This is a genomic window from Myxococcus sp. CA051A (assembly GCF_013336705.1).
GTDB classification, from domain to species: domain Bacteria; phylum Myxococcota; class Myxococcia; order Myxococcales; family Myxococcaceae; genus Myxococcus; species Myxococcus llanfairpwllgwyngyllgogerychwyrndrobwllllantysiliogogogochensis.
In genome coordinates this window covers 1,116,173-1,140,972 of record NZ_JABUMS010000001.1, presented here as the reverse complement: position 1 = coordinate 1,140,972, position 24,800 = coordinate 1,116,173, and the positions used below count along the sequence as shown (strand labels likewise).

At 69.5% G+C, this 24,800-nt stretch carries 20 protein-coding genes and 1 tRNA gene; 11 read left to right on the top strand and 10 right to left on the bottom strand.

Annotation, left to right across the window (positions count from 1 at the left end; genetic code table 11):
- Positions 1-39: 39 nt before the first annotated feature.
- A complete protein-coding gene (locus tag HUA74_RS04650) occupies positions 40-1,875 on the bottom strand; it encodes an SPFH domain-containing protein (protein WP_174453540.1) in 1,836 nt (611 codons plus the stop codon).
- Positions 1,876-2,247: 372 nt separating this feature from the next.
- Between HUA74_RS04650 and HUA74_RS04645 the strand changes: the two genes are divergently transcribed.
- The 7 genes from HUA74_RS04645 (at position 2,248) to HUA74_RS04615 (ending at position 7,618) form a co-directional block, all read left to right on the top strand.
- Complete coding sequence (locus HUA74_RS04645; protein ID WP_254614657.1) at positions 2,248-3,609, top strand: IscS subfamily cysteine desulfurase; 1,362 nt, start codon at positions 2,248-2,250, stop codon at positions 3,607-3,609.
- A 98-nt stretch (positions 3,610-3,707) separates the two neighbouring features.
- On the top strand, positions 3,708-4,109 hold the full coding sequence (iscU, locus tag HUA74_RS04640) for a Fe-S cluster assembly scaffold IscU (RefSeq protein ID WP_141644221.1): 402 nt from the start codon (positions 3,708-3,710) through the stop codon (positions 4,107-4,109).
- Positions 4,110-4,153: 44 nt separating this feature from the next.
- A complete protein-coding gene (locus HUA74_RS04635; RefSeq protein ID WP_141644222.1) occupies positions 4,154-4,555 on the top strand; it encodes an iron-sulfur cluster assembly accessory protein in 402 nt (133 codons plus the stop codon).
- A 112-nt stretch (positions 4,556-4,667) separates the two neighbouring features.
- Positions 4,668-5,225 (top strand): Fe-S protein assembly co-chaperone HscB, encoded by a 558-nt coding sequence (hscB, locus tag HUA74_RS04630; RefSeq protein WP_141644223.1) that lies wholly within the window; start codon positions 4,668-4,670, stop codon positions 5,223-5,225.
- A complete protein-coding gene (hscA, locus tag HUA74_RS04625) occupies positions 5,222-7,066 on the top strand; it encodes a Fe-S protein assembly chaperone HscA (RefSeq protein WP_141644224.1) in 1,845 nt (614 codons plus the stop codon). The genes hscB and hscA overlap by 4 nt, the downstream gene beginning before the upstream one ends.
- A gap of 1 nt (position 7,067) precedes the next feature.
- Complete coding sequence (locus tag HUA74_RS04620; protein ID WP_174453538.1) at positions 7,068-7,445, top strand: 2Fe-2S iron-sulfur cluster-binding protein; 378 nt, start codon at positions 7,068-7,070, stop codon at positions 7,443-7,445.
- Between the two features lie 89 nt (positions 7,446-7,534).
- A tRNA-Leu gene (locus tag HUA74_RS04615) sits at positions 7,535-7,618 on the top strand.
- Positions 7,619-7,693: 75 nt separating this feature from the next.
- Here the strand turns inward: HUA74_RS04615 and HUA74_RS04610 are convergent.
- Together HUA74_RS04610 and HUA74_RS04605 are read right to left on the bottom strand one after the other, a co-directional pair.
- Entirely contained in the window at positions 7,694-8,737 is a 1,044-nt protein-coding gene (locus HUA74_RS04610) for a lysylphosphatidylglycerol synthase transmembrane domain-containing protein (protein WP_141644238.1), read from the bottom strand.
- A gap of 71 nt (positions 8,738-8,808) precedes the next feature.
- A complete protein-coding gene (locus HUA74_RS04605) occupies positions 8,809-10,362 on the bottom strand; it encodes an alkaline phosphatase family protein (RefSeq protein WP_174453684.1) in 1,554 nt (517 codons plus the stop codon).
- 182 nt (positions 10,363-10,544) lie between these two features.
- On the opposite strand from HUA74_RS04605, the gene HUA74_RS04600 reads away from it, so the two are divergent.
- Complete coding sequence (locus HUA74_RS04600) at positions 10,545-11,717, top strand: BamA/TamA family outer membrane protein (RefSeq protein WP_174453537.1); 1,173 nt, start codon at positions 10,545-10,547, stop codon at positions 11,715-11,717.
- A 63-nt stretch (positions 11,718-11,780) separates the two neighbouring features.
- Here HUA74_RS04600 and HUA74_RS04595 read toward each other — a convergent pair whose 3' ends face one another.
- The 5 genes from HUA74_RS04595 to fni are packed head-to-tail and all read right to left on the bottom strand — an operon-like array spanning position 11,781 to position 17,219.
- Positions 11,781-12,860 carry a mevalonate kinase gene (locus HUA74_RS04595; protein WP_141644227.1) on the bottom strand — a complete coding sequence of 360 codons (1,080 nt, stop codon included), beginning with the start codon at positions 12,858-12,860 and terminating at the stop codon, positions 11,781-11,783.
- On the bottom strand, positions 12,860-13,846 hold the full coding sequence (gene mvaD / locus HUA74_RS04590; protein WP_174453536.1) for a diphosphomevalonate decarboxylase: 987 nt from the start codon (positions 13,844-13,846) through the stop codon (positions 12,860-12,862). The genes HUA74_RS04595 and mvaD overlap by 1 nt, the downstream gene beginning before the upstream one ends.
- An 8-nt stretch (positions 13,847-13,854) precedes the next feature.
- Positions 13,855-14,787, bottom strand: a complete 933-nt coding sequence (mvk, locus tag HUA74_RS04585) for a mevalonate kinase (protein ID WP_141644229.1) — start codon at positions 14,785-14,787, stop codon at positions 13,855-13,857.
- A 5-nt stretch (positions 14,788-14,792) separates the two neighbouring features.
- On the bottom strand, positions 14,793-16,121 hold the full coding sequence (locus HUA74_RS04580) for a hydroxymethylglutaryl-CoA reductase, degradative (RefSeq protein ID WP_141644230.1): 1,329 nt from the start codon (positions 16,119-16,121) through the stop codon (positions 14,793-14,795).
- Positions 16,122-16,160: 39 nt separating this feature from the next.
- Positions 16,161-17,219: a type 2 isopentenyl-diphosphate Delta-isomerase gene (gene fni / locus HUA74_RS04575; RefSeq protein WP_174453535.1), complete on the bottom strand. Its 1,059-nt coding sequence runs from the start codon at positions 17,217-17,219 to the stop codon at positions 16,161-16,163.
- A 163-nt stretch (positions 17,220-17,382) separates the two neighbouring features.
- Here fni and HUA74_RS04570 point away from each other — a divergent pair, with 163 nt between their 5' ends.
- Positions 17,383-17,793, top strand: a complete 411-nt coding sequence (locus HUA74_RS04570) for a hypothetical protein (RefSeq protein WP_174453534.1) — start codon at positions 17,383-17,385, stop codon at positions 17,791-17,793.
- 49 nt (positions 17,794-17,842) lie between these two features.
- Here HUA74_RS04570 and HUA74_RS04565 read toward each other — a convergent pair whose 3' ends face one another.
- Both HUA74_RS04565 and HUA74_RS04560 read right to left on the bottom strand, forming a co-directional pair.
- Entirely contained in the window at positions 17,843-20,281 is a 2,439-nt protein-coding gene (locus tag HUA74_RS04565) for a TonB-dependent receptor domain-containing protein (RefSeq protein ID WP_174453533.1), read from the bottom strand.
- 132 nt (positions 20,282-20,413) lie between these two features.
- Positions 20,414-21,880, bottom strand: a complete 1,467-nt coding sequence (locus HUA74_RS04560) for a hypothetical protein (RefSeq protein ID WP_254624886.1) — start codon at positions 21,878-21,880, stop codon at positions 20,414-20,416.
- Positions 21,881-22,039: 159 nt separating this feature from the next.
- Here HUA74_RS04560 and HUA74_RS04555 point away from each other — a divergent pair, with 159 nt between their 5' ends.
- Positions 22,040-23,263 (top strand): imelysin family protein, encoded by a 1,224-nt coding sequence (locus HUA74_RS04555; protein ID WP_174453531.1) that lies wholly within the window; start codon positions 22,040-22,042, stop codon positions 23,261-23,263.
- A complete protein-coding gene (locus tag HUA74_RS04550; protein WP_174453530.1) occupies positions 23,256-24,689 on the top strand; it encodes an HTTM domain-containing protein in 1,434 nt (477 codons plus the stop codon). The genes HUA74_RS04555 and HUA74_RS04550 overlap by 8 nt, the downstream gene beginning before the upstream one ends.
- Positions 24,690-24,800: the final 111 nt, after the last annotated feature.

Below are 24,800 nucleotides of genomic sequence, written 5' to 3'. Positions count from 1 at the left end.
AAAGGGCCTGCCTTGTATACGCAGGCCCCGGTCAGCGGGCTACTGCGCCGTGGGGGCAAGCGAGGAAGCGGGCACCTTCAAGCCCGCGGAGCGCGCCAGCCCCATGACGCCCTCCACCGCGGCGGCGATGTAACCAAAGGGATTCGCTCCATCCACCGCCGTGACGTGAACCTCGCCCATTTTCTGCTGGAAGGCCGCCGCCACCAGCGGGAGCTGCTGCGCGAGCGTCATCTGGATGACCTCCGGACTGATGGTGTTCTCGATGTCGCGCAGCGCGCGGGCTCGCGACAGCTCCAGCCCCTGGCGCGCGTTCTCCCGTCGCACCTCCAGTTCGGCGATGGCGACCTCCGCCTCGGCGATGGAGCGCCGGGACTGCACCACCTGGAGCTGGGCCTTGAGCTTCTCCACTTCCTGGAGTTGCTCGGCCAGTTGTCCCTCGTGCCTCGCCGCCGTCTGTTCCTGTTCGCGGCGCAGCCGCTCCAGCTCCATCTGCGCGCGGGCGTTCTCCTGTTCCTCCTCGCGGCGCAGGCGCTCCAGCTCCATCTGCGCGCGGGCGTGCTCCGCTTCCTGTTCCCGCTGCAGGCGCACCAGCTCGAACTTCGCCTGCGCGGCCTCGGCCTCCTGCGCCAGCTTCTGCTTCTCCAGCTCCAGCTTCGCGCGGCCCACGTCCGCGTCCTGCTCGCGCTTGAGCGTTTCCAGGGCGATGCGCGCGCGCGCCACCTCGGTTTCCTGCTCGCGCGCCAGCTTCTCCATGTCCACCTGCGCGCGGCTCGTCGCGAGCGCCCGCTCGGAGACAATCTTCGCCTCCGCCAGTCGCGCCTCGGCGTTGAGCGTCTCCAGTTTGGCCTGCTCGTCGGAGACCTGCTTCTTCTGTCGGACCTCCTGCTCGGCGGCCAGCTTGGTGAGCGCCACCTCGCGCTCCACGGTGACCTGCTCCTGCTTCAGCGTGCGCTCCTGGGCCAGCTTCGCCTCGGCCACGCGCGCGGCCACCGACAGCGTCTCCAGCTGGGATTGTTCGTCCGCCGTCTGCTTGCGCTGGCGGACCTCGTCCTCGGCCTCCAGGCGCTGGAGGTTCAATTGCCGCTCGGCCTCCGTCTCCTCGCGGTGGACGAAGCGCTCCTTGGCCAGCTCCGCTTCGCGCGCCTGCCGCTCCTGCTCGCGACGGAAGCGCGCCTGCATGTTCTCGAAGACGGTGGACGACAGGACGCGCACGTCCTGGATTTCAATCGTGTCCAGCAGCACACCCCAGCCCGCGTCCACCGAGTCTTCCAGCCGACCCCGGCCCGCGAGCACGGGCCCGATTTCGCGCATCAGCTCCGCGGCGATGCCCTCCTTGCGCCGCGACAGGCACTCCTCGATGGAGAGGTTGGCGACGAGGCGCCGCGCCGCGCCGACGAACATCTCCCGCAAGAGTTCCGCCAGCTTCTCCTGCGCCCGCTCCGGAAAGGAGAAGTTGAGCATGCGGAAGGCCACCAGCGGGTCGGCGATTCGGTACACCGCGAGGCCCGTCACCTGCACGCCCACCTTCTCGCTCGTCACCTGGTCCGCGGTGAACTGGAGCCGCTGGATGCTGGTGGGCACAATCGCCACCGAGTCACCCGGCAGCTTGAAGCAGCTCGCACCCTGACCGCTGACCTCGCGCACGCGGCCTCGACGCATGTGGACGAGGAACTCGCTGGGCCGCGCGGTGATGAGGCCCCAGCGCTTCACCTTCTCCGGGTCCTCCGCCGGCTTCCCCGCGCGCCAGCCGTCCGAGTACCGGTTGCGCTCCATCCCCCCGGAGCCTCCCTCCACCCGGACCAGCTGCGTCCGACCGGCTTCCGTGGACTCCGCCTGCTCCCTCGACCGGGCCGTCTGCTTCGCGTTCGCGCTCATGCCTGCCTCCTGATGGACCCCCCAGGTTGCAGCCCCCCAGCCAGCGCGGACCCCACGGGAAATCAGACGCTTACAGGCGACAGTAGCCAGGGTACCGCGCCATTTCGGAGCACCCCGCTCCAGGACGGCGCACCTGGGACTGATCCACCCTGGCCCAGCCGTTCCACCGCCGACATCCCCTCCATCCGGCCAGTCCCGGCAGGTCTCTCGTCCGCCTTATGTTCGCTTGACCCGAGGGCACCCGATTTTATAATTGACCAGTCCGGTCCACATTCATGTGTGACGGTGTATGCCCGCCGCAGCGCGCCCCTTGGGTGGCGCCGGGGTGCGGGGGCAGTCGTAAGCCCCTTCAGGAAGGTGTGGGAAGCGATGCTGAAGCTGCCGATCTACATGGACAACCACGCCACCACGCCGCTGGACCCGCGTGTGTTGGAAGTGATGCTCCCGTACCTGCGCGAGGACTTCGGCAACGCGTCCAGCCGCAACCACGTGTTCGGCTGGAAGGCCGAAGCCGCCGTGAAGAAGGCCCGCCAGCAGGTGGCCGAGCTCATCGGCGCGACGGACCAGGAGATTGTCTTCACCTCTGGCGCCACCGAGTCCGACAACCTCGCGATCAAGGGCGTCATCGAGTACTACAAGTCGAAGGGTGACCACATCATCACCCTGAAGACCGAGCACAAGGCCATCCTGGACACCTGCAAGCGCCTGGAGCGCGTGCGCCAGGAGCGGCTGGACGAGCTGAAGCTCCTGCGCCTGGGGCAGCTGGCCGAGCGCGACGTGTCGCCCGAGGACGTGGCGGAGCTGGCCGCGAAGCACGACCTGGAGAACGACGCGACCTACAAGAAGTGGGCGGAGATGCCCACCGGTGGCGCGCGCGTGACGTACCTGGACGTGGAGCAGGACGGCCGGGTGAGCATGGAGAAGCTCGAGGAGGCGATGACGCCGAAGACGGTGCTCGTCTCCATCATGTTCGCCAACAACGAGATTGGCGTGGTGCAGCCCGTCGCGGAGATTGGCGCGCTGTGCCGCAAGAAGGGCATCCTCTTCCACTGCGACGCGGTGCAGGGCATCGGCAAGGTGCCCTTCGACGTGGAGTCGATGAAGGTCGACCTGGCCTCCATCACCTCGCACAAGATGTACGGCCCCAAGGGCATTGGCGCGCTGTACGTGCGCCGCAAGCCGCGCGTGCGCATCGCCCCCCTCATCGACGGTGGCGGCCATGAGCGCGGCATGCGCTCCGGCACGCTGAACGTCGCGGCCATCGTCGGCTTCGGCCACGCGGCGCAGCTTGCCCGCGAGGAGCTGGCCGACGAGGCCGCCCGGATCCTCCGCCTGCGCGAAAAGCTCCGGAAGGGGCTCACCGACGCGCTGGACATGACGGTGCTCAACGGCTCGCTGGAGCACCGGCTGCCGGGCAACCTCAACATCTCCTTCGCTCACGCCGAGGGCGAGTCCCTGATGATGGGCATCAAGGACGTCGCGGTGTCGTCAGGCTCCGCGTGCACGTCCGCCTCGCTGGAGCCCTCCTACGTGCTGCGCGCGCTGGGCGTGGACGAGGAGCTGGCGCACAGCTCCATCCGCTTCGGCCTGGGCCGCTTCACCACCGAGGAGGAGGTCGACTTCGTCGTCAACCTGGTCGTGGACAAGGTCCGCAAGCTGCGCGACATGAGCCCCCTCTACGAGATGGCCAAGGAAGGCATCGACCTCAAGAGCATCGAGTGGACGGCGCATTAGCGCGTCTTTCCAGGCAATCAGCGGGGCGCATGGCCCCTCGACCGGTGGGCATTGCTCCCCGGAACCTTTGGTGAGAAGCATCCGTTGAAGGAGTTGGCATGGCTTACAGCGACAAGGTCATCGACCACTACGAGAACCCCCGCAACGTCGGGACGATGGACAAGGAAGACCCGAACGTGGGCACGGGCCTCGTGGGGGCTCCGGCGTGCGGCGATGTGATGCGCCTGCAGTTGAAGATTTCCGACGACGGGCTCATCGAGGACGCGCGCTTCAAGACGTTCGGTTGCGGGTCCGCCATCGCCTCCTCGTCGCTCGTCACCGAGTGGGTGAAGGGCAAGACGGTGGACCAGGCGATGACCATCTCCAACAAGGACGTGGCCCGGGAGCTGTCGCTGCCGCCGGTGAAGATCCACTGCTCGGTCCTCGCCGAGGACGCCATCAAGGCGGCCATCGAGGACTTCAAGAAGAAGCGCGCCGCGCGCAAGGCCCAGGCATCCTAAGGGCTGTTGGTACGGCGAACTTCACGACTCCAGGAGGCGAAACCATGAGCGAACAGGCGACCCAGCAGACGACGCAGAGCCCGGTGCCTGGCCCCGCGCCCGTGGCCAAGCCCGCTCCCAAGGGCATCGTCGTGGCGGACAGCGCCGTGGCCCGGCTGAAGGAGCTGCTGGAGCAGCGGCAGACGCCCGAGGCGGGCCTGCGGTTGGCCGTGAAGGGCGGCGGGTGCTCGGGCCTCCAGTACTCGATGGAGTGGTCCGAGAAGTCCCGCGAGCGCGACAAGATTTTCGAGCGGGACGGCGTGCGCGTCTTCGTGGACCCGAAGAGCTACCTGTACCTCATTGGCACGGAGCTGGTGTTCGAGCAGACGCTCATGGCCTCCGGCTTCAAGCTGAACAACCCCAACATCAAGGCCGCTTGCGGCTGCGGAGAGAGCTTCTCCGTCTGAGTGGGGACAGTCCCCGTCCCTTCCCTTCCGGAAGGGACACCGTCACGCGGGGTCCGGCCAGCCGCCGGGCCCCTTTCGTTTGTCCGCCCCACACCCCCATGGAGCACACCGAGTGAGGACCCACTTCGACGTCTTCGGGCTGCCGCGCGCCTATGACGTGGACGTGCCCGCGCTGGAGAAGCAGTACCGCGAGCTTTCGCTCCAGCTGCACCCGGACCGCGTGGCCCAGGCCGACGCGCGCGAGCGCCTCAAGGCCCTGGAGGGGACGACTGCCCTCAACGAGGCCTTCAAGACGCTGAAGGACCCGGTGCGCCGCGCCTTCTACCTCCTGAAGTTGCACGGGGTGGACCTGGACCGCGAGGACGCGGGCGCGCAGAAGGACATGCCCCTGGAGTTCCTCGAGGAGGTCATGGAGCTGCGCGAGGCGCTCGACGGGGCCATGGAGAAGAAGGACCTGGCCCGCGTGCAGGCCATGGGCAGCCAGGTGCGGGGCCGGAGCAAGGCGGCGCTCGACGAGGCGGCCGGTGTCCTCAGGGCCCTGGAAGGTGGGGGGCCAGCGGAGGAAGCGCCGGCCCAGGTGAGAAAGGCATCGCACGCGCTGGGGCGGGTGCGCTACTTCACGCGCTTCCTCGAGCAGGTGGACGCGTTCGAGGAGGAAAGTCTGTCGTGAGCAAGAACGGCTACCTGCAGATCCACGACCCGCTGAAGCCCAAGGGCCAGGCCGTGGGCATCGACCTGGGCACCACGCACTCACTCGTCGCCGCGGTGGCGCAGGGCAAGCCCCGCTGCGTCCCGGTGGACGAGGGCGACTCGCTCCTGCTGCCCTCCGTCGTTCACTACGGCAAGGACGGCGGCGTGGTCACCGGCGCGCGCGCGCGCGCCCTGGCTGGCGAGCACCCCACCGACACCATCTCCTCCGTGAAGCGCTTCATGGGGCGCGGCCCCGACGACGCGGAGACGCGCAAGCTGGGACACTACAAGTTCGCGCCCGGCGCCAACGTGGTGCGCTTCGACGTGGCCGGCGGCAACCCGGTGACGCCCATTGAAGTCTCGGGCGAAATCCTGCGTGCGCTGAAGCGCCGCGCGGAGGCCCACTTCTCCATGAAGGTGGAGCAGGCCGTCATCACCGTGCCGGCGTACTTCGACGACGCCCAGCGCCAGGCCACCAAGGACGCGGGGCGGCTCGCGGGGCTGGAGGTGCTGCGGCTGCTCAACGAGCCGACGGCGGCGGCGCTGGCGTACGGACTCGACAAGGGCAGCCAGGGCACCTTCGCCGTCTACGATTTGGGCGGCGGCACCTTCGACATCTCCATCCTCAAGCTGGTGGACGGCGTGTTCGAGGTGAAGTCCACCGGCGGCGACTCCGCGCTGGGCGGCGACGACTTCGACCGGGCCATCGCGTCACAAGTCTTCCAGGCGCTCGGCATCACCGAGCCCTCCCCTTCCCTCGTGGCCCAGACGCTGGCGGCCTCGCGCAAGGCGAAGGAGGCCCTCACCGACGCGCCCGAGGCGACCGTCACCGTGGGTGGCCAGTCGCACACGGTGAAGCGCGCGGACTTCGACGCGTGGATTCAGCCGCTGGTGAACAAGACGGGGCTCGTGTGCCGTCGGGCGCTGAAGGACGCGGGCGTGGTGGCCGGGGAGCTGGACGGCGTCATCCTCGTCGGCGGCTCCACGCGCGTGCCCGCGGTGCGGCGCTTCGTGGCGGAGATGTTCGGCCGCGAGCCCCTGGGCGACATCGACCCGGACCAGGTGGTGGCGCTGGGCGCGGCGGTGCAGGCGGACCTGCTCACCAACGAGGACCGTCAGGACGAGGTGCTGCTGCTGGACGTGATTCCGCTGTCGCTCGGGTTGGAGACGATGGGCGGTATCACCGAGAAGTTGATTCAGCGCAACTCCACCATCCCCACGGCGGCGGCGCAGGTGTTCACCACGTTCAAGGACGGGCAGACCGGCCTGGACGTGCACGTGGTGCAGGGTGAGCGCGAGCTGGTGGAGGACAACCGCAGCCTCGCGCGCTTCACCCTCTCCGGCATCCCTCCGCTGGCGGCGGGCATGGCGCGCGTGGAAGTGCGCTTCCAGGTGGACGCCGACGGCATCCTCTCCGTCTCCGCGAAGGAGCAGAGCACCGGAGCCGCGCAGTCCATCACCGTCACGCCGAGCCACGGCCTCACGGAGGATGAAATCGAGCGGATGCTGCTCGACTCCATCGAGTACGCCGAGGACGACATCCAGGCCCGGCAGCTGCGTGAGCAGCGCGTGGACGCCGAGCGCGTGCTGGCCGAGGCGGACCGGCAGCTGCGCGAGCACGGCGCGCTGGTCCAGGGCGACGAGCGGGCCGCCATCGACGCGGCCCTCGCGAAGGTGCGCGAGACGGCCCAGGGCAACGACTACCTGAAGCTGAAGGAGGCCGTGCACGCGCTGGACGAGACGTGCCGCCCCTTCATCGAGCGGGTGATGAACCAGGCCATCACCCAGGTGGTGGCCGGCCAGTCGGTGGAGGACTACTGACGTGCCCAAGGTGACTTTCAAGAGCCCCCTGGCCGAGGTCAGCGTGGACGTGCCCCCGGGGACCATCCTCCTGGACGCGGCCGAGCAGGGCGGTGCCCAGGTGGGCCATAGCTGTGGCGGTGTCTGCGGCTGCTCCACCTGTCACATCTGGGTGCGCAAGGGCCTCGACTCGCTGAGCGAGCAATCGGACGCGGAGGCGGACCGGCTGGACATGGGGTTCGACGTGCGCCCGTACTCGCGGTTGAGCTGCCAGACGGAGGTCAGCCAGGAGGACGTCACGGTGGAGATCACCGAGGAGTCCCTCACCGCGTTCATGGATGAGAACCCCGTCATCCGCCGCGCCCTCGAAGCCGAGGGGAAATGGCCGCTGAAGAAGTGAGCTTGTTACGTAGTTCTTGACGGCGCGGGGCAGGACTTCTATATGTCCGCCCCATCGCAGCAACGCCGCAGCGCCGCGAGGAACCACCTGCCCAGGTGGTGGAATTGGTAGACACACTAGATTCAGGGTCTAGCGCCTGCAAGGGCATGGAGGTTCGAGTCCTCTCCTGGGCACAAAGTTGAGAAGGGGTCCTGGTTTCAAACCAGGGCCCCTTTTCGCTTTTCAGGGCTCTGATTGCCCCCGCGCGCTCACGGTGGCGCCGGCTCGACGGACTCGTGGGCCACGTGGTGCGCCGCCTCGCGCGCCAGGCTGCCGCCCTTGCGCAAGTCCCTGATTCGAATCTTCCGGACGTAGACGGAGATGGCCCCCACTCCCGCCTGACTGAGCACCGTCCCCAGGTGGGTGAGCGTGGCGAAGGCCGCCGCGTCCTCCGGCGAGGCCCCCAGGCTGCGGGCTGCCCAGCTCGTCACGAAGTAGTAGATGCCCATGCCGGCCGGGACACCCGGGAGCGCCTGTCCCAGGGAGATGGCCCCCAGCATCACCGCCCCCGCGAAGAGGCCCCCCTGGATTCCAATGCCGTGCAGCGCCAGTCCGTACGCCAGCGCGGACGCCAGGACCGGGCCCACCGAGAAGAAGAGCACCTTGCCCATGCCCCGGAAGGAGCGCGCCGAGCCCAGGCCGTCGCTGACGTGATGGAGGAGGCCCTCCAGGCGCGGGAAGCGGTGACGGCGGTGCAGCGAGTTCGCCAGCGGCGCGGACCAGTGGGCCAGCAGCACGACGAGGGCGACCAATCCCACGCACAGGGACACCGCCACCTTGAGCTGCCCCTGGAAGCGGGAGAGCGTGGCGCCGAAGGGCCCCAAGAGGGAGAGCGTCACCAGCAACATCAGCGCGGCGAACTCCATCAGCTTGCAGACGCCGACGGTGCCCAGGCAGCGCAGGAAGGGAATGCGCTCGGTGCGCGACAGGAGGAACGAGCGGAGGATGTCGCCCAGCTTCCCCGGCAGCGCGTTGTGGACGAAGGCGCCAATGGCGACCAGGTGGTAGCGCTCGCGGAAGGGCACTCGCTTGCGCAAGGTGCTCTGCCATTGCACCGCGCGCAGCGGGATGATGGAGGCCTGGAGCAGCACGAAGGGCAACAGCCACACGAGGTGGCCGGGCAGGTCCCTCAGGAACTCGTCCAGGGGGAAGCGCGGCTCGAGCAGTGGCCCCGGGCCTTGAAGGTGCCACCGGAAGAACGCCGTGGAGAGCAGGACGACGGACAGCGCCAGCCCCAGCACGGCGAGCAGCACCTTGGGCACGCTGACGCCGCGAGCCGAGGGACTGGGCCACCTGCCCGTCGTGGACCGAACGGGGTCCTGCTTCACTGGACCCACCGCAGTCGGAGCGCGGGCTCCAGATAGGCCTCCGCGAGCCGCTCGTGCAGGTCCGCGCAGTGGCCCAGACCGGACAGGTCCACGGGCGCGTCCGCGGGCCAGCACACCAGGCTGTTGGCCTCCGTGCGCGTCAGCCCACCGTGCGAGCCGAACTCCCACGCGAAGCCCACGGTGCCTCCGCGCCGCACCGCCTCACCGAAGAGGACCAGGTCTCCCGCCGTCTTCATCGCCGGCAGGCCCCTGAGGAAGTCCGCCACGGCGCGGCGGCTGTACTCGGGTGCCAGGGGCGCGCGCTCCATTTCATCCGGGCCGTAGACGCCACCGCGCACCACGGCCACCGCGGAGTTCCCCCGGCGCATCGCGACGATGCCGATGTCCGGGCTCCGCGTGGCGCGCGCCAACACCTCCGGATGCCGCGCCAGCAGCGTCCTCGCCTCCAGCGGCTCGCTCTCGCCGGAGAGATAGACATGGGCGAAGTTGCCGCACTCGACGACGACGGGCTTGAAAGGCGCGCGCGCGACGGTGTCCGGCTCGGGCAGAGAACGTCCCTCACACAGGCCCCGCGCCACGTCGTCGGACAGCGGGACGTGAGCGCCCTCGAACAACATGGACTCCAGTCGAACGCCCTGGCGCTGCTCCAGCGGCAGGCTGTCCACGTGTCCGTGGTCCGAGAGGATGACGACGTCGTAGGGGCGCTCCACCGAGCGCGCCATGGCGTAGAGCTCCGAGAGGTACGCATCCACCCGGTGCAGCTCCGCCAGCGCGATCTCCGAGCGGGGCCCGCGGCGGTGGGCCACCTCGTCGTAGTTGCCGAAGACGAGGTAGATGGCGGGCACGCCGCGCACCATGTCCACCAGGGCCTTGGTGTGCGCGAAGCTCCAGCCCAGGCGCTGGAAGAGCACGCGACTGAGCAGGAAGGACTGCTCGTGGCGCCAGTCGTGGAGGGCGCGAGACCAGCGGACCACCTCGCGCGCCGACTGCCACGTATCCATTCCGAACGAGCGCAGGAAGTCCCACGCGCCCCGCGTGCGACCGGCCGACAAACCCATCAGCTCGTAGGAGAGCGAGCGCGACATCAGCTTGAAGCTGCCCAGCGTGCTCATGCTCAGCGCGTTGTCCGCGCCCGCGCGAAACAGCGAGAAGTACCCGTGGCCACCGCCATCCAGCAGGCTGTCGCGCCCCGCGCCTCGCAACCGTTGATCGATTTCCAGCGCGTCCGCGGGCACGTTCATCTGCACCTTGCGACCCAGCTCCCGGTCGTACCAGGAGTAGGCAGGCAGGTTCGACTCGCGCATGCCGTACAGCAAGCCCGCCTGGAAGTAGGGCGTGGAGGTGGGCGCGCCCCAGAAGGCGTCCTCCAGATGAAACGCCCCCGAGCGGATGAGTCGTGAGAAGAACGGCATCTTCCCGGCGACAATCGCCTCATCCAGCAGGGCCTTCGGCACCCCGTCTAAATGGACAATCAAGAGGTTCCGGCGCCGATGCGCCGCTGCGGGCGGAACTTTCGAGCGCACCCTCCGCGCAAGTCCGTGGGCCCACATCCATGAAGCTGGGGTAATGACTCCACTCACGTTGACGCCTCCCCTCCTTCGGCAGGCAAAATGAGCACTTGGGGGGACGGCCGCCTTCAGTCGAAGGCAGCCCTCCTGGAAAGCAGGCGGGCAGGTAGCGCCGTCCTTCAGTCGGGATGGATCCGACTCAGAGAGGCGTCACCACGGTCCCCATGATCATTCCCGCTGTCCTCCTCGCCCTCCTGAGTGCCGCTCCGGTGACGCCGCCTGCCCGGCCGGCGCCTGGGCTGGCTCCCGCGAAGACGGACTCCGGCTCGGACATCATCGCGCTGCCGATGATGACGTTCAGTTCGGACCACGGCATCAGCTACGGCGCGGTGGGCGGCATCTACCTGTACGGCCCCGGCAAGACGCCGTATGCACACGGCATCGGTGCGCAGGTGCTCTTCAGCAGCCGAGGCGTGCAGAGCCACTACCTGCGCTACGACGGGCCGCGCCTCATCGGACCGCTTCGCCTGGAGGCCGGGCTCGAGTACCGCAGGGAGCTGCGCAGCCCCTTCTTCGGCGCGGGCAACCAGTCGGCGCCGGACTTCAAGGGTGACCTGGACAACGAGCGCTTCACGTTCGACAAGGGTTCGCCCGGCGCGTGGCTGCGCCTTCGTGGCCGGCCCTTCGGTCCCACGCATCCACTCCAGTCCTACGTGGGCTACGCGTGGCGCAACACGAGCGTGAGCGCGGAAGACCAGTCCATGCTGACGCAGCAGCAGCCCATCGGCATCGAGGGTGGCTCCACCGGTCAGCTCCTCGTGGGCGCGCTGTGGGACACACGCGACGACGAGACGGACCCGCTGGAGGGGGGCGTGGAGGAGCTGGCGCTGCGCGTGTCCGGCCAGGCGACGGGCAGCCGCTATCAGTACGTGGGCATCACCTTGAGCGAGCGGCGATACCTGCGGCTGTCGTCACGGCTGACGCTGGCGCAGCGGCTCACGCTGGACATGCTCTTCGGCGACGTGCCGTTCTTCGAGTGGAGCAACACGGGCGGCGTGAATGTGTCGGAGGGCATCGGCGGGATGAGCAGCGTGCGCGGCATCGAGCGCAACCGCTTCTCCGGCAACATCAAGGCGTTCAGCAACACGGAGCTGCGCTTCCAGGCCGCGCAGATGCAGGTGTTCGGCAAGAGCATGAAGGTGGGCGCGGTGATGTTCCTGGACCTGGGGCGCGTGTGGCACCCGGGCGTGACGGACGGGAAGTGGCACGAGTGGCACCCGGGCATCGGCGGCGGCCTGCGCCTCACCCGTCGCGCCGCCGTGGTGCGCATGGACTACGCCCGCTCCACCGAGACCGGCCGCCAGCGCATCTACATCACCTTCGGCCACATGTTCTGAAGGGAGCCGAGGCCCCGGGCTCTCTCGTAAGTGAGTGAGTGAGAACCAGGGCCGTCGCGTGACTCAGACGAGCGCGTCCACCCAGGCGCGCAGCCGCGCATCCACCTGCGTCTCACCCCGGACGCCCTGCTCGGCCTCCAGCAGCAGCGTGTGGAAGCCGCGCGACTCCAGTCCCTTGCACAGCTCGGCGCGAGCCTCCGCGTCCGGTGCGAAGAGGATGCAGCCGTCGCCGCCCCCCGCGCCGGACAGCTTGCCCACGCAGCCGTAGGCCGCCGCCATGGACAACACGCGGCGCATGCCCTCCGTCTCCAGCGGGCCCAGTTCCAACAGCAGCGCGTGCTGCGCCTTCACGGCCTCGGAGAAGCCTCGGAAGTCCCAGCCCGCGAGACCGTCTTCCATCACCTGCCCCACCACGTTGGAGCGCTCGACGAAGGCCTGGCGCCCCGCCGCCTCCAGCCGCGCTTCCACCTGGCCAATCAGCACGCGCGTGGACGCGCTCTCACCCGTGAAGGCATACGCCATGGACACCCTGGGCACGGGCAGTCGCCACACGTCCACGGAGGCCGACTCCGTCAGCGCCGCGCTCAGCCGTCCGCCGTTGCTCGCGTCGACCAGGGGCGTCACGTCATAGCGCCGATAGCGCAGCACGCCCCCCGCGAAGCTCGCCGCCACATCCCCGCCGCTGCCCTTGCCGCCCTGCCCCTGCGTGTGCGCCAGCAACGCCAGCTTCAGTGCGTCGTAGCGCTCCTCCAGCACATAACGCGCGCTCTCGGCCGCCAGCACCGTCGCGCACGCGCTGCCGCCCATGCCCAGCTTCTGCCCGTTGGGCCCCACGGCCGAGGGCGCCACCGCGAAGTCGAAGCCCTGGCTCGCGCGGCCGTGCGCTCGGAGCGCCTCGTCCAGCGTGCGCGCCACGAAGGAGAAGCCCGCGGGCACCTCGCGCTCCCAGCGCACGCCCCGAGGCGTCACGCTGCCGCCCAGCGACCCTTCCTCCAGGCAGACATGCACGCGCGCATCCTCGCGCCGCCGCACATAGGCCGCGGTGCGAGGCGCCACCGCGGCCACTCGCGCCACCCCGCCCCACAGCACCGCGTACTCGCCGGAGACGAACAGCTTGCCCGGTGCGGAGAGGGCGCGCTCCATCAGAACAGGTGCTCCTGCTTGAGCACCGCGTCCCCGCCCGGCACGCAGCGAATCACGTCCAGCGCGCCACATGCGCGGGCCAGCGCCTCCGCCGCGACTTCGTTCGCCGCGTCCGTCAGCAGCACCGGGTTGGGGCCCGCGTCCAACGTGAACCAGACGGGGATGCCCTTCTTGCGGTGCTCGCGCAGGTGCTGGATGAGGCCCAGCGTCCCCGCGTTCAGGTAGCAGAGCGGCGGGTCGGCCGCGAGCGACGTGGAATGCATCCGCCACGCGTTGCGCTCACACAGCTCCCCCAGCGCCTGCAAGTCCCTCCGGGCGATGTGCGCGCGGGCACGCGGCACTTCCTCTTCCGCGTCACGCACCCAGGCCGGGTAGTACGGGCTGGTCTCCACCGTCTGCTTCATCCCGTCGCGCGACTTCACGTCCTTCTCGCCCCGGTCCAGCACCGCCACCACCATGCGCAGGTCCGGCCAGTGCGCCGCGTCGAAGCGCTGCACCGCGAAGCTGTCGTCTCCGTCCGGGCGCTCGCCGCGCTGCCACTCGCAGAAGCCACCCTCCACGCTGCGACACGCGGAGCCGCTGCCCAGCCGCGCCAGGATGCTCGCCGCCCTCGCGTCGGACGGCAGGCCCGCAGCCGCGCGTCCCGCGACAGCGAGCGCCGCGAAGCCCGCGGCGCTGCTCGCGAGCCCCGCCGCCATGGGGAAATCTCCGCGCGAGACGACCTTCGCCGGCCCCAGCGCGTCCTTCGTCTGGGCGCGCACCGACTCCAGCAGGCGCAACACGCGCTCGCGCTCGCTGCCCTTGGACGTGTGGCCGTTGATCTCCACCGTGTCAGTCGGGACGCCGAACTCCACCGTCGTCGTCACCGACAGGGGCGACAGCGTCAGCGACAGGCTGGACTGGTGCGGAAGGATGAGCGCGTCGTCCCGCTTCCCCCAGTACTTGACGAGGGCGATGTTGGGATGCGCCAGGGCTGTGGCTTTCATGGGAACACTCACGGCGCTCGCGGACCCGCGAGCTGGCTGCTGAAGCAGCGCACACCGAGTCGGGTGAGCTGGACCACCGCGGCCTCCGGTTCGAGGAACAGACCGACCACGGCCCCACCATCCCCACCCGCTCCGGTGAGCTTGGCGCCCAGCGCCCCCAGGCCACGCAGTCGATACACCATCTCTTCCAGCGGCGGCGAGGACAGGCCCAGCGCCGCCAGCAGGCCCTGGTTGACGTTCATCGCGTCACCCAGCGCCTCCAAGTCTCCGGCTTCCACCGCCTTCGCGCCTTCCGACGCCAGCCGCCCCATCTCCGTGAAGAGCCGCCGGTAGCGCTCGGGCCACCGCGCCTGCCGCTCCCGCAGCGCCGCCACCGTCTTCTTCGTGGGACTGCGCTCACCCGCCAGCGCCACCACCACCTTGAGCGGACGGGGACTCTCCACCGTCCTGCCGCGCCCCACCGCCGCCGCGTTGGGCGTCCGGCGATAGAGCAACAGCCGCTCCTCCGCGCTGGTGGTGTGGTCCACCCCGGAAGGCGTGCCGTGGAACTCCTGCTCCATCTCCCACGCCACCCGCGCGGCCTCTCGCGGCGTGGCCTCCTTGCCCGCCGCCAGCAGCAACAGCCGCGCGCACGCCACGGACAGCGCGGCGGAGCTGCCCAGCCCCACGGACAGCGGCAGCTCCGGGTCCAACGACACCTTCACCGGAGGCTCGCCCACCAGCTTCGCCGCGCGCGCGAAGGCCAGGGTGAGCAGCGCCCGCTGTCCCCGGCTCAGCGTGGACGGTAGGGAGAGCTGACACTTCTTGGACGGCACGCCGCGAGCCTTCACGCCTTGCGACAGCGGACCCGCCAGCGCGGGATGGCCGTACACGACGCTGTGCTCGCCCAGCAGGATGACCTTGCCGGCGCCGAACGTGGACAGGGAGGACTGGGTGGCCACGGCGCTCAGAGTGTCGTGCCAGTGGCGGCAGCGGCGTCCTCGGCGGACAGGCTGGCGAGAATCTCCCGGGCCTTCTCCACCTTCACGTGACCCGCCTTCACCAGCAGGTCCGCGAGCTTCTCCACCCAGTCACCGCGCGCGCCCGCCGTCACCGCCACGCAGCGCGCGTGCAGCGCCATGTGGCCCTTCTGGATGCCAATGCTGCCCAGCGCCCGGAGCGCCGCGAAGTTCTGCGCCAGCCCCACCGCCGCGAACACCATGGACAGCTCACGCACGCTCGAGGCGCGCAGGAGCTTCAGCGCCATCTGCACGCCGGGGTGCACCTTGATGGGGCCGCCCACCAGGCCCAGCGCCATGGGCAGCTCGATGCGGCCCACCAGGTGACCTTCCTCCAGGTACCACGTCGACAGGGGGCGGTACTGACCGCCACGGCAGGCGAACGCATGCGCGCCGGCTTCAATCGCGCGCCAGTCCTGCCCCGTGGCGATGGCCACCGAGTCGATGCCGTTCATCACGCCCTTGTTGTGCGTGGCCGCGCGGTACGGGTCCGCCTCCGCGAAGCGGCTGGCCTGGGCGATGCCCTCGGCGATGGTCTCACCGGGCATCTCGAAGTCGGCGAGCATCGCCAGGGGGATGCGGCACGTGGCGCGCGCCAGCCGTCGGTCCGCCAGGTTGGAGAGGATGCGCAGGTACACCTTGCCGCCGGTGATCTGCTCCACGAGCGGCGCCACGCCCTCCGCCACGGTGTTGATGAGGTTGGCCCCCATCGCCTCCTGCGTGTCGATGAGGATGTGCACCACGAGCAGCGGCTCGCCACGCGGGCCCTCGGGGGCCGGCAGCACGCGAACCTCCACGTCCTTCGCGCCGCCACCGCGCGCCACCATCGCGGGATGGAAGCTGTTGGCCAGGGCCAGCAGCTGCTCCTTGTGCGCCAGAATCTTCTGCGTGGCCTCGGTCGGGTCGCCGTAGCGCGTCACCTGGACCTGACCAATCATCATCGACTCGTCGGCCTCGGCGATGAAGCCGCCCGCCTCGCGGACGATCTTCGCGGCGAACGACACCGCCGCCACCACCGACGGCTCCTCCACCGCCATGGGCACCAGGTAGTCGCGCCCGTTGACCTGGAGATTGAGTCCCAACCCCAGCGGCAGGGAGAAGGTTCCCACCGCGTTTTCGATCATCTGGTTGGCCAGGACCGGCTGCAAAGCCTCCGTGCCGCGAAGCTGCTCCAGGTCCGCGGGCGAAAGCCGCAACATGCGAGCGAGCTGCGCGAGGCGCTCATCCATCGGCAGCTTGTGGAACCCGGAGAGCCGGGACGTCACCGTCTCAGACATGTTGAGTCTTCCCTCTTCCTGCGTCGACGCACACGGCCGCTATAGCGCCGCAATCCAATCCTTCAACACTCCGGTCACCACCCGCGGCCGCTGCCTCAGCTCAGCGCAGCTTCTGCTTCCCGTGAGCACGAGCGCCTGTCGCAATCCCGACAGGATGACCGCCAGCGCCTGCTCCGCCGCCTCCACCCCACCCGCCTGTTGCGCCCGGAACAGCGGCAGCGCCATTCCGCCCAGGTCCGCGCCCAGCGCGAGCACCTTCGCCACGTCCAGCCCCGTCCTCACCCCGCCGCTGCCGACCAGCCGAACCTCCGGCCCCACGGCCGCGCGCACCGTCGCCACCGCGGCCGCCGTGGGAATTCCCCACGCGCTGAATTCCGCGCCCACCTGAGCTTGTACGCCCGTCGCCCGAAGTTGTTCCACGCGAACCCACGACGTGCCGCCCAGGCCGGAGACATCCAGGTTCCGGACCCCCAGCGCCACCAGCCGCCGGGCCACATCCGGACCGATGCCACACCCGGTCTCCTTCACGAGCAGCCGGTCGCCGAAGGCCTTCACCAGCGCCCCCACCACGTCGTAGCCGCCCCGGAAGTCCCGGTCGCCCTCGGGCTGGGTCAATTCCTGGCCCGCGTTGAGGTGCAACGCGATGCCGTCCGCGCCGATGTCCTCCATCAACCGCCGAACCCCGTCCACGCCCAGCCGCACCGCCTGATAGAGCCCGATGTTGCCCAGCAACGCCACCGTGGGCGCGACCTGCCGCACCTGGAAGGATGCGGCCCGCGCAACGTCTTCCGACATGGCGCGCTGGCTTCCAACACCAAACGCCAGACCATGTCGCTCAGCGAGCAATGCGAGGTCACGATTGACCGCGCCCGCGCGCTCGGTGCCGCCTGTCATGCCCGTGACGAGCAGCGGGTGGCGCAACTGCTTTCCAAGAAACGGAGTGGACAGGTCCACGTCCTCCACGGCCATCTCTGGCATGGCGCAGTGGACCAGGTGGACGTGCTCCAGGAGGGTGCTGTTTCCGCCCGGCTCGACGTCACCGGTGGCGCACAGGTCGAGGTGAGCGTCTTTGCGCCGCGCTGTGATGTCCTCGACCATGAGAGAAGCAGCCCGTCCCAAGTGCCCGTCAGGGCGTGTAAGTGCCCGATGGCTCGCGGGTTTCCTAGCAAGCGCCGGGGGACGGGCGCAAGCCAAAGGGCCCGAGCGGTCCGCCCTGGTGACTCAATGGACGGCGGACACTGCTGGACGGTATGAGGCCCGCATGAGCGCGCCCGCGTCATCCAAGGTGGTCATCTTCCTGCACAGCGGAGATTACGACCGGGTGCACCAGGGTCTGTCCATCGCCGCCGCGGCGACCGCGTCGGGGCGCCGCGCGGAGGTGTATCTCTTCTGGTGGGCACTCGAGCGCTTCTTGCGGGGCGCGCTGGATGAGCCCTACTTCGAGAACCGCGCGGACGTCTCGGACCGCTTCGAATCACGAGGCATGCCCACGCTTCGCGCGCTGCTGGAGCACCTGACGGAGTCCGGGCTGTGCACGCTCGCGGGCTGCACGGGCTCGCTCGGCGCGCTGGGGGGCGAGTCGGAGACCGCGAAGAGTGGCATCGAGCTGTGGCTCGGCTGGAGCGCCATCCTCCAGCGCACCGCCGGCGTGACGGACCGCTTCTATCTCTGACCCTCCCTCGCCCCGGCCGGGTTCCTCCGGGGCACCTGGGGTCCTTGCGTCAGTGCGACAGCTTGAAGCCGAGAATCACCGTGCGGGGGGCGTTGGGGCGCGCGCCATAGGGACGACGGGAGACGATGTCCGCCGAGTCGAACACGTTGCGCGCGCTGAAGTAGAGCTGTCCCCAGCGGGAGAAGTTCCAGTTCGCGTTGACGTCGAAGGTGAGCTGGGAGTCCGTCAGCTCGCCGGGCGCCGCCTCACCCTGCCCCGCCTTCTCGCGCATGCTGTCGATGTAGAGCGCGCTCAGGATGACGCCACCCAGCGCGCCCTCCACGCCCACCGACGCGAAGACCTGGTGCCTGGGCACATAGGGCAGCTCGTCGCCGGCCTTCACGTCGCCGAACTGCGGATCCGCCGAGCGGAAGTCGGTGAGCAGCTCCGTGCGCGTGAAGGTGTAGGAAGCCGAGAGCGGAAACGTCACGCCGCCTCCGGGACGGAACGTCTTCTCCGCGAAGACCTCCAGTCCGTAGATGTGGGCCTGTCCCGCGTCCGTCTGTCGGTCCAGGTCGTCATCCACACAGCCGCTGGAGAAGGTGCAGATGGCGGTGAGGTTCGAGTAGTCGTTGAAGAAGCCGACGACCTCGAAGCGCTCGCCCCGACGCGTCCAGCGGGCGCCCGACTCGTAGTTGATGCTCTTCTCCGGCTTCACCGCGTCGGGCTGGCCCGGTGAGGGCGGCGAGAAGCCCCGATACGCGCCCGCGAAGAGGCCCAGGTTCGGCGTCAGCGCGCCATACGCGCCCAGGCCCGGCATCAACACCTCGAGCGAGCCGTCCGTGTCCTCCCCCGTCATGCGGTCATACGAGCGGGAGCGGATGACCTCCAGGCGAACGCCCGGCGTGAGGACCAGCGGTCCCCAGGCGATGGCATCCGTCACGTGCAGCGCGAGGGCGTGGGTGGCGTCCTTGTTGTCGGCGGTGGTGGCCGTGGGCGCTCCAGCGGAGACGAGCTCGCCGCCCGCCATGCGGTACGCGTCCTCGGTGTGCTTGCGGTCGATGCTGTCGTAGTGGAAGCGCGCGCCGACCTCCAGGCTGTGGCTCAGCGGGCCCGTCGTCGTGGTCCACCGCGCGACGCTCTGGAGGCCCTGCGACACGAAGGTGCGGTCATTGGGGCCGATGAGCAACGTGTCCTGCGTCGACGACGTGTCGAGCTGGCCGGTGAGGACGCCGTAGTAGATGGAGTTGCGCGCGCTCGTCGGGTCCGCGAGCACGGTGGCGATGGCGGCGCCGCCAAAGCGGTTCACCTTGCGCCACACGCGCGCGAAGTCGTTGCGGTAGGCCGTGGTGGTGATGGCCAGCGAGCCGGCTTCCAGCACGTGACTGAGGGCCACCTGGGTGCGGTGCCACTTCATCCGGTCCAGCGCGCTGGCGACGTACCGGCGCAGCGGGTTGGCGCGGAAGTCCGCGTCGGACAGGCCCAGGTACGTCTCGTTGGACAGCTCGTCGGAGTAGCCCAGCTTGAGGTTGAGGCTCTGGCGAATCTCCCCCTCGGTCACCAGGCGGTAGCGGGCCTTCGCCATCCACTCGTTGCGCCGGAAGCCCGTGGTGCCTCCACCGTCGAGCTCCTTGAAGCCGTTGCTGCGCAGGTGGATGCCTTCCACCAGGAAGCCCGCGCGCTCGGTGCTCGCGCTGAAGACGCCGTGCGCCTTGCCGTACAGGTAGCCACCTCCGGCGATGTCCAGCCACGCGGACTCCGACGCGGAGATGTCGCGCGTGAGGAACTCCACGGAGCCCGCGACAGTCTGTGGACCATGCTGGATGGCCGAGGGGCCCTTGAGCACGCGCACCGACTGCATGCGGGTGACGAGCGGGAAGAAGTAGGCCGCGGGCGCGGAGTACGGCGCCGGGCCGAAGAGGACACCGTCCTCCAACAGGGTGACCTTCTTGCTGCGGTCCGGATTCACGCCGCGAAGGCCCACGTTCGGCCGAAGCCCGAAGCCATCCTCGCCGCGCGCGTAGACACCGGGCACGCTCATCAGCACCGCGCTCGGGTCGTCCTTCTCGTAGCGCTCCAGCTGCGCGGGCTTGAGGATGTGGACCGAGCCGCTCGTGCGCGTCTCCGAGGTCCCCACCACCACGCTCTCGAACTTCCGCTGCCCCGCCTCGGGCACCGCGTCCGGCGCGGTGGGCGCCTGCGCGGGCACGCTACCGGCCTGCTCCGGAGCCAGCGGCGCGTCCTCCGGCGCCGAGGGTGTGGCCACCGACTCCGAAGGCACGGGCACGTCGACAAGGGGCTCTGGCTGAGAGGACGTCGAGGGAAGAGCGGGCTCCTCGGCAGGTCCAACGGGCGATGGGGCCACCGGAGGAGCCGCCTCTGACGGAGTCGCAGCCTCGCTGGGAGCGACCGGTACGGACTGGGCGGCCGACGACGACACGAACCCCACCATGAGCACCGGAGCCGTCCAGCTCCGCGCCCGCCTCAGCCTGTCCTTGAACCATGCCATCTGCGAAGTACGCCCTTGTCTCGATGATGTGCGGTGGCACTGCGCCAGACGCCAGGAAGCCGGGGTGGCCGGGCCCATGAAGGGACCCGACTCCCCGGCTCCAGGACTGGGTGCTTCGAAACCGTGCTGCTACTACTTGTCGGCCGTGCCCGCGACGACGATCTTCCCGTCGGACTGCACGACGATGCCGCGCACAGCCTCCTCCGTCTTGCCGACGATGAAGTTGTGCTTCACGACGCCGCCCGTGCCGAACGTGGTGTCCAGCGCGCCAGCCGTCGTGTAACGCGCCACCACCATCTTGTTGTCGCCGCCCTCGGTGACGAAGCCCGCCACGTAGACGCGGTTGGACGCGTCGAAGGCCACGGACCAGAAGCGGTCATGGTCCGTCTCGGAGATGGGCGCCGCCTTGAAGACCTCGGTGCCCGAGCCGCCCACCGGGATGATGGCCAGCACGCCGTCGTCATCTTCGCTGCCACCGGCGCGGTAACCGGCCGCCGCCACCCAGTTGCCGTCCGCGGACTTCGCCACGCCGAAGAACGCCTGCTCCGGACGCTCGAAGTCGTACAGCTTGTAGCCCTCCGTGTTGAAGGTCGTGTCGCGGGCGCCGTTCTTGTCCAGCATGAACACCAGGGCGGAGATCTTCTGCGCCACCGGCGTCGCGCTGCCCACCGTGCACACGCGGTCGTCGTTCAGCACCAGCAGGTTGCGGCCGCGGTCGTTGTCGCTGACCAGGTCCAGCAGGGCGATGCCGTTCGACCCCCAATTCAGGTCGCGCTCGCCCGTGGCCGAGTACTTGAAGTTCACCACGTCCACCGTGCCGGAGGACGCGCTGCGGCCGTAGCCGGTGGTGACGTAGCTGCCGTCCCTGAACTGGCCCACCGCGTACGCCTCCGCCATGCCCCACTCGGGGTTGGTGGGGGGGTTGACGGCTCCGAACGGCGCGGAGTTGACCACGCCCTTCCAGCCGAAGGTGGTGTCCGCCTTGCCCGCGTCATCCAGGCGCAGCAGCACGATGCGGTTGGCTGCCTGCGTGCCCGCGCCCGTCGGCTGGCTGGTGTAACCCGACGCGACAATCTTGCCGTCCGCCTGGACGATGCCGTGGCGCGCGCCGTCGCTCAGGTTGGAGACGTTGAGCGTGTACACGCCCTCGGTGCCGAACGTCGTGTCGCGGGCGCCGTTGGCCGAGAAGCGCACCACCACGCGGTCCGCGTCGACGCGGTCACCCTCGCCACGGCGCGAGCCGAAGACGACGAGCCGGTTGGTCCCATCCGCCGCCAGACCCCAAACGGCGTCCTTCGTTCCACCCGCCACGGTGCTCAGGTCCACGCGCGTCGTGCCACTGGCGCCGAACGTCGTGTCCAGCGTGCCGTCCGTGTTGAAGCGAGCCAGCGCGATGTCGGCGTCCGACACCGTCGTCACCGGGCCCGCGTCAGGCGTGCCGGAGTCGGGCGTGCCAGAGTCGGGCGTTCCGGAGTCAGGCGTGCCAGAGTCCGGCGTGTTCTGCGGGTCCTTCTCGTCGTCGTCGCCACAGGCGCTGCTGAACACCGCCAGTGCGAGCGAAAGAGCCGCTACGCCCGCGAACGATTTACGCTGCTGCATCCCGCTCTTCATCGTATGCCCCTCTCCCTGCAATATTTCGTAATCTGCTAATGACAATCGTTCTCAAAATCAGGGTGCGGCTCGTAAAACGGATCCACACGTGCTGTCAAGCGCGCGAGCATTGAGCACCCTGACTTCCCCGAGATGATCGAGACCCTCATGAAGACCCAGTCGCCGGGCCCCCTCCGCGCGCGCCGCACCAGCGCGCTCCTGCTCCTCACCGCCCTGACCTGCCTTCCGGGCTGCAAGGAGTCCGACAAAGGCAAGGAGGACGCGGGGCCGGGCGGCACGGACACGACGCGCGCGGACCTCCTGAAGGCGACGGGCGCCTGCGTGGAGAAGACGGCGCGGCAGTTCCTGGAGGCGAGCACCGCGCTGACGGGGGCGGTGTCGCGGTACGCGGGTCAGCCGGATGCCACGACGCAGGCGGAGGCGCGTGCGGCGTTCCACGCGGCCATGGACGTCTGGCAGGTCGCGGAGGTCATGCAGGTGGGACCGGCGGCGCCTCGCAGCGCGGCGGGCGGCGCGGAGCTGCGCGACAACGTCTACTCGTGGCCGCTGGTGAGCCGGTGCACGGTGGAGGAGCAGCTCGTCAGCAAGAGCTACGAGACGGCGGGTTTCCCGACGTCGCTGGTGAGCCGGCGCGGGCTGTACGCGCTGGAGTACCTGCTGTTCCACGAGGGAGAGGACACGGCGTGTCAGGGCACCTCACCCATCGTCGCGCAGGGCACCTGGGCGGCGCTGTCGTCGACGGAGCGGGCGACGCGCAAGCGCGCCTATGCGCTCGCGGTGGCGCAGGACGTGAATCAGCGAGCCACGCAGTTGGTGAAGGCGTGGGCAGCGGACCAGGACAACTTCGCCAACACGTTGGCGTCCGCGGGCTCGGGCAACACGGTGTTCCCGACGAATCAGGCCGCGCTCAACGCGGTGAGCGACGCGATGTTCTACTTCGAGCGCGAGGGCAAGGACCTGAAGCTGGCGCGCCCCCTGGGCATGCGGGAGTGCTCGACGGAATCGTGCCCTGAGCACCTCGAGTCGCAGTTCGCGAACCGCTCGAAGGCGAACCTGCGCGCCAACGTCCGGGGCTTCCGGCTGCTCGCGGAGGGCTGCGGTGAGGGGTACACGGGCACGGGCTTCGATGACGTGCTGGTGGCCGCGGGCGCGGAGGCCCTGGCCCAGAAGCTCCGTGAGCGAATCGTCGCCGCCGAGGCCGCCTTCGCGACCATCGAGGAAGAGGACCTGAAGCAGGCGCTGGCCCAGGACAAGCCGTCCGTGCGCGCGCTCCATGACGCGTTCAAGGGCGTCACGGACGTGCTCAAGACGGAGCTCGTCACGGTGCTGGACCTGGAGCTGCCCCAGTCCGTCGAAGGGGACAATGACTGAGCAGGCCCGGGGCTCCCGAAACGAGCGCCTCTGGAAGCTGTTGCTGGCGCCGCGAGATATCGCGGCGCTGGCGGCGTTCCGGGTGGCGCTCGGGGTGCTCATCACCGTCTCGTCGATTCGCTTCCTCGCCTATGGCTGGGTGGACGTGCTGTTCGTGCGCCCCCGGTTCCACTTCAGCTACTGGGGCTTCGACTGGGTGCCGGCGCTGCCCGCGCCGTGGATGCACCTGGTGTTCGCCGCGCTGGCGGTGCTGGGCGCGTTCCTCGCGGCGGGCCTGTTCTATCGGGCGACGGCCGTCCTGCTCTTCGTGGCCTTCACGTATGTGCAGCTCGTCGATGTCAGCAACTACCTGAACCACTACTACCTGGTGAGCCTGTTGCTCGGGCTGCTCGTCTTCGTGCCAGCGCACCGCGCGTTCTCCGTCGACGCATGGCGCAGGCCCGCGCTCCGGAGCGACACGCTGCCCGCGTGGTGCACGCTCTTGCTGCGCTTCCAGGTCACCGTCGTCTACGTGTTCGCCGGACTGGCGAAGCTCACCTCCGACTGGTTGGTGCACGCTCAGCCGCTCAACATCTGGCTGTCGGCCCGGACGAGCCTGCCGTGGGTGGGGCCCCTGCTGGAGCAGCGCTGGGTGGCCTATGCCGCGGCGTGGTCCGGCTTCCTCTTCGACACCACCATTGTCGCGTTCCTGTTGTCGCGCCGGCTGCGCCCGTTCGCATACGTCGTGGTCATCGTGTTCCACGCGGCCACCTCCGTGCTGTTCCCCATCGGGATGTTCCCCTTCATCATGGTGACGGCGGCGCTCGTATTCTTCGAGCCCTCCTGGCCCCGACGCATGGTGGCGCGACTGCGCGGACTGCCATGGCGCGATGCGGTCTCCTGGACTCCCCGCACCACGGGGCTCGCGTCGCCGGGATGGAAGGCCTGGGTGGCGCTCGGCGCGGCGGTGGCGTACGGCGTGGTGCAGCTTGCCGTCCCGCTGCGCACGCACCTGTACGGCGGCAACGTGCTCTGGCACGAGCAGGGCATGCGCTTCTCCTGGCGGGTGATGGCGCGGGAGAAGAATGGCAGCGTGACGTTCATCGTCCGCGCACCGGGCACGGGACGCGAGTGGCACGTCTCGCCGAGCGAGCACCTCACCCGCCTCCAGGAGCGGGAGATGTCCGTGCAGCCCGACCTCATCCTCCAGCTCGCCCGACACATCGCCCGCGACTTCGAGTCCCGAGGCCATGGCGCGGTGGAGGTTCGTGCGGATGTCCGCGTTTCGTTGAACGGGCGCTCCGCGGAGGTGCTCGTGGATCCAAACGTGGACCTGGCGCGAGAGCGGGATGGGCTCGCGCCCAAGGCGTGGATTCTCCCAGCGCCCGACTCACCGCCCATCCGGCTGCGCCCGACCTTGCGCACCGCGCGCGTTGATTCGCCCTGACAACCTCGGGACGTGCTCGGCTCGCGGCGCGCCCACCGTCCCCGCGAAGGCTCGCACGGCCCCTGCATCGGGCCACGAGCCACGACACTTCCGGCCATAGGAGGGCTCGCG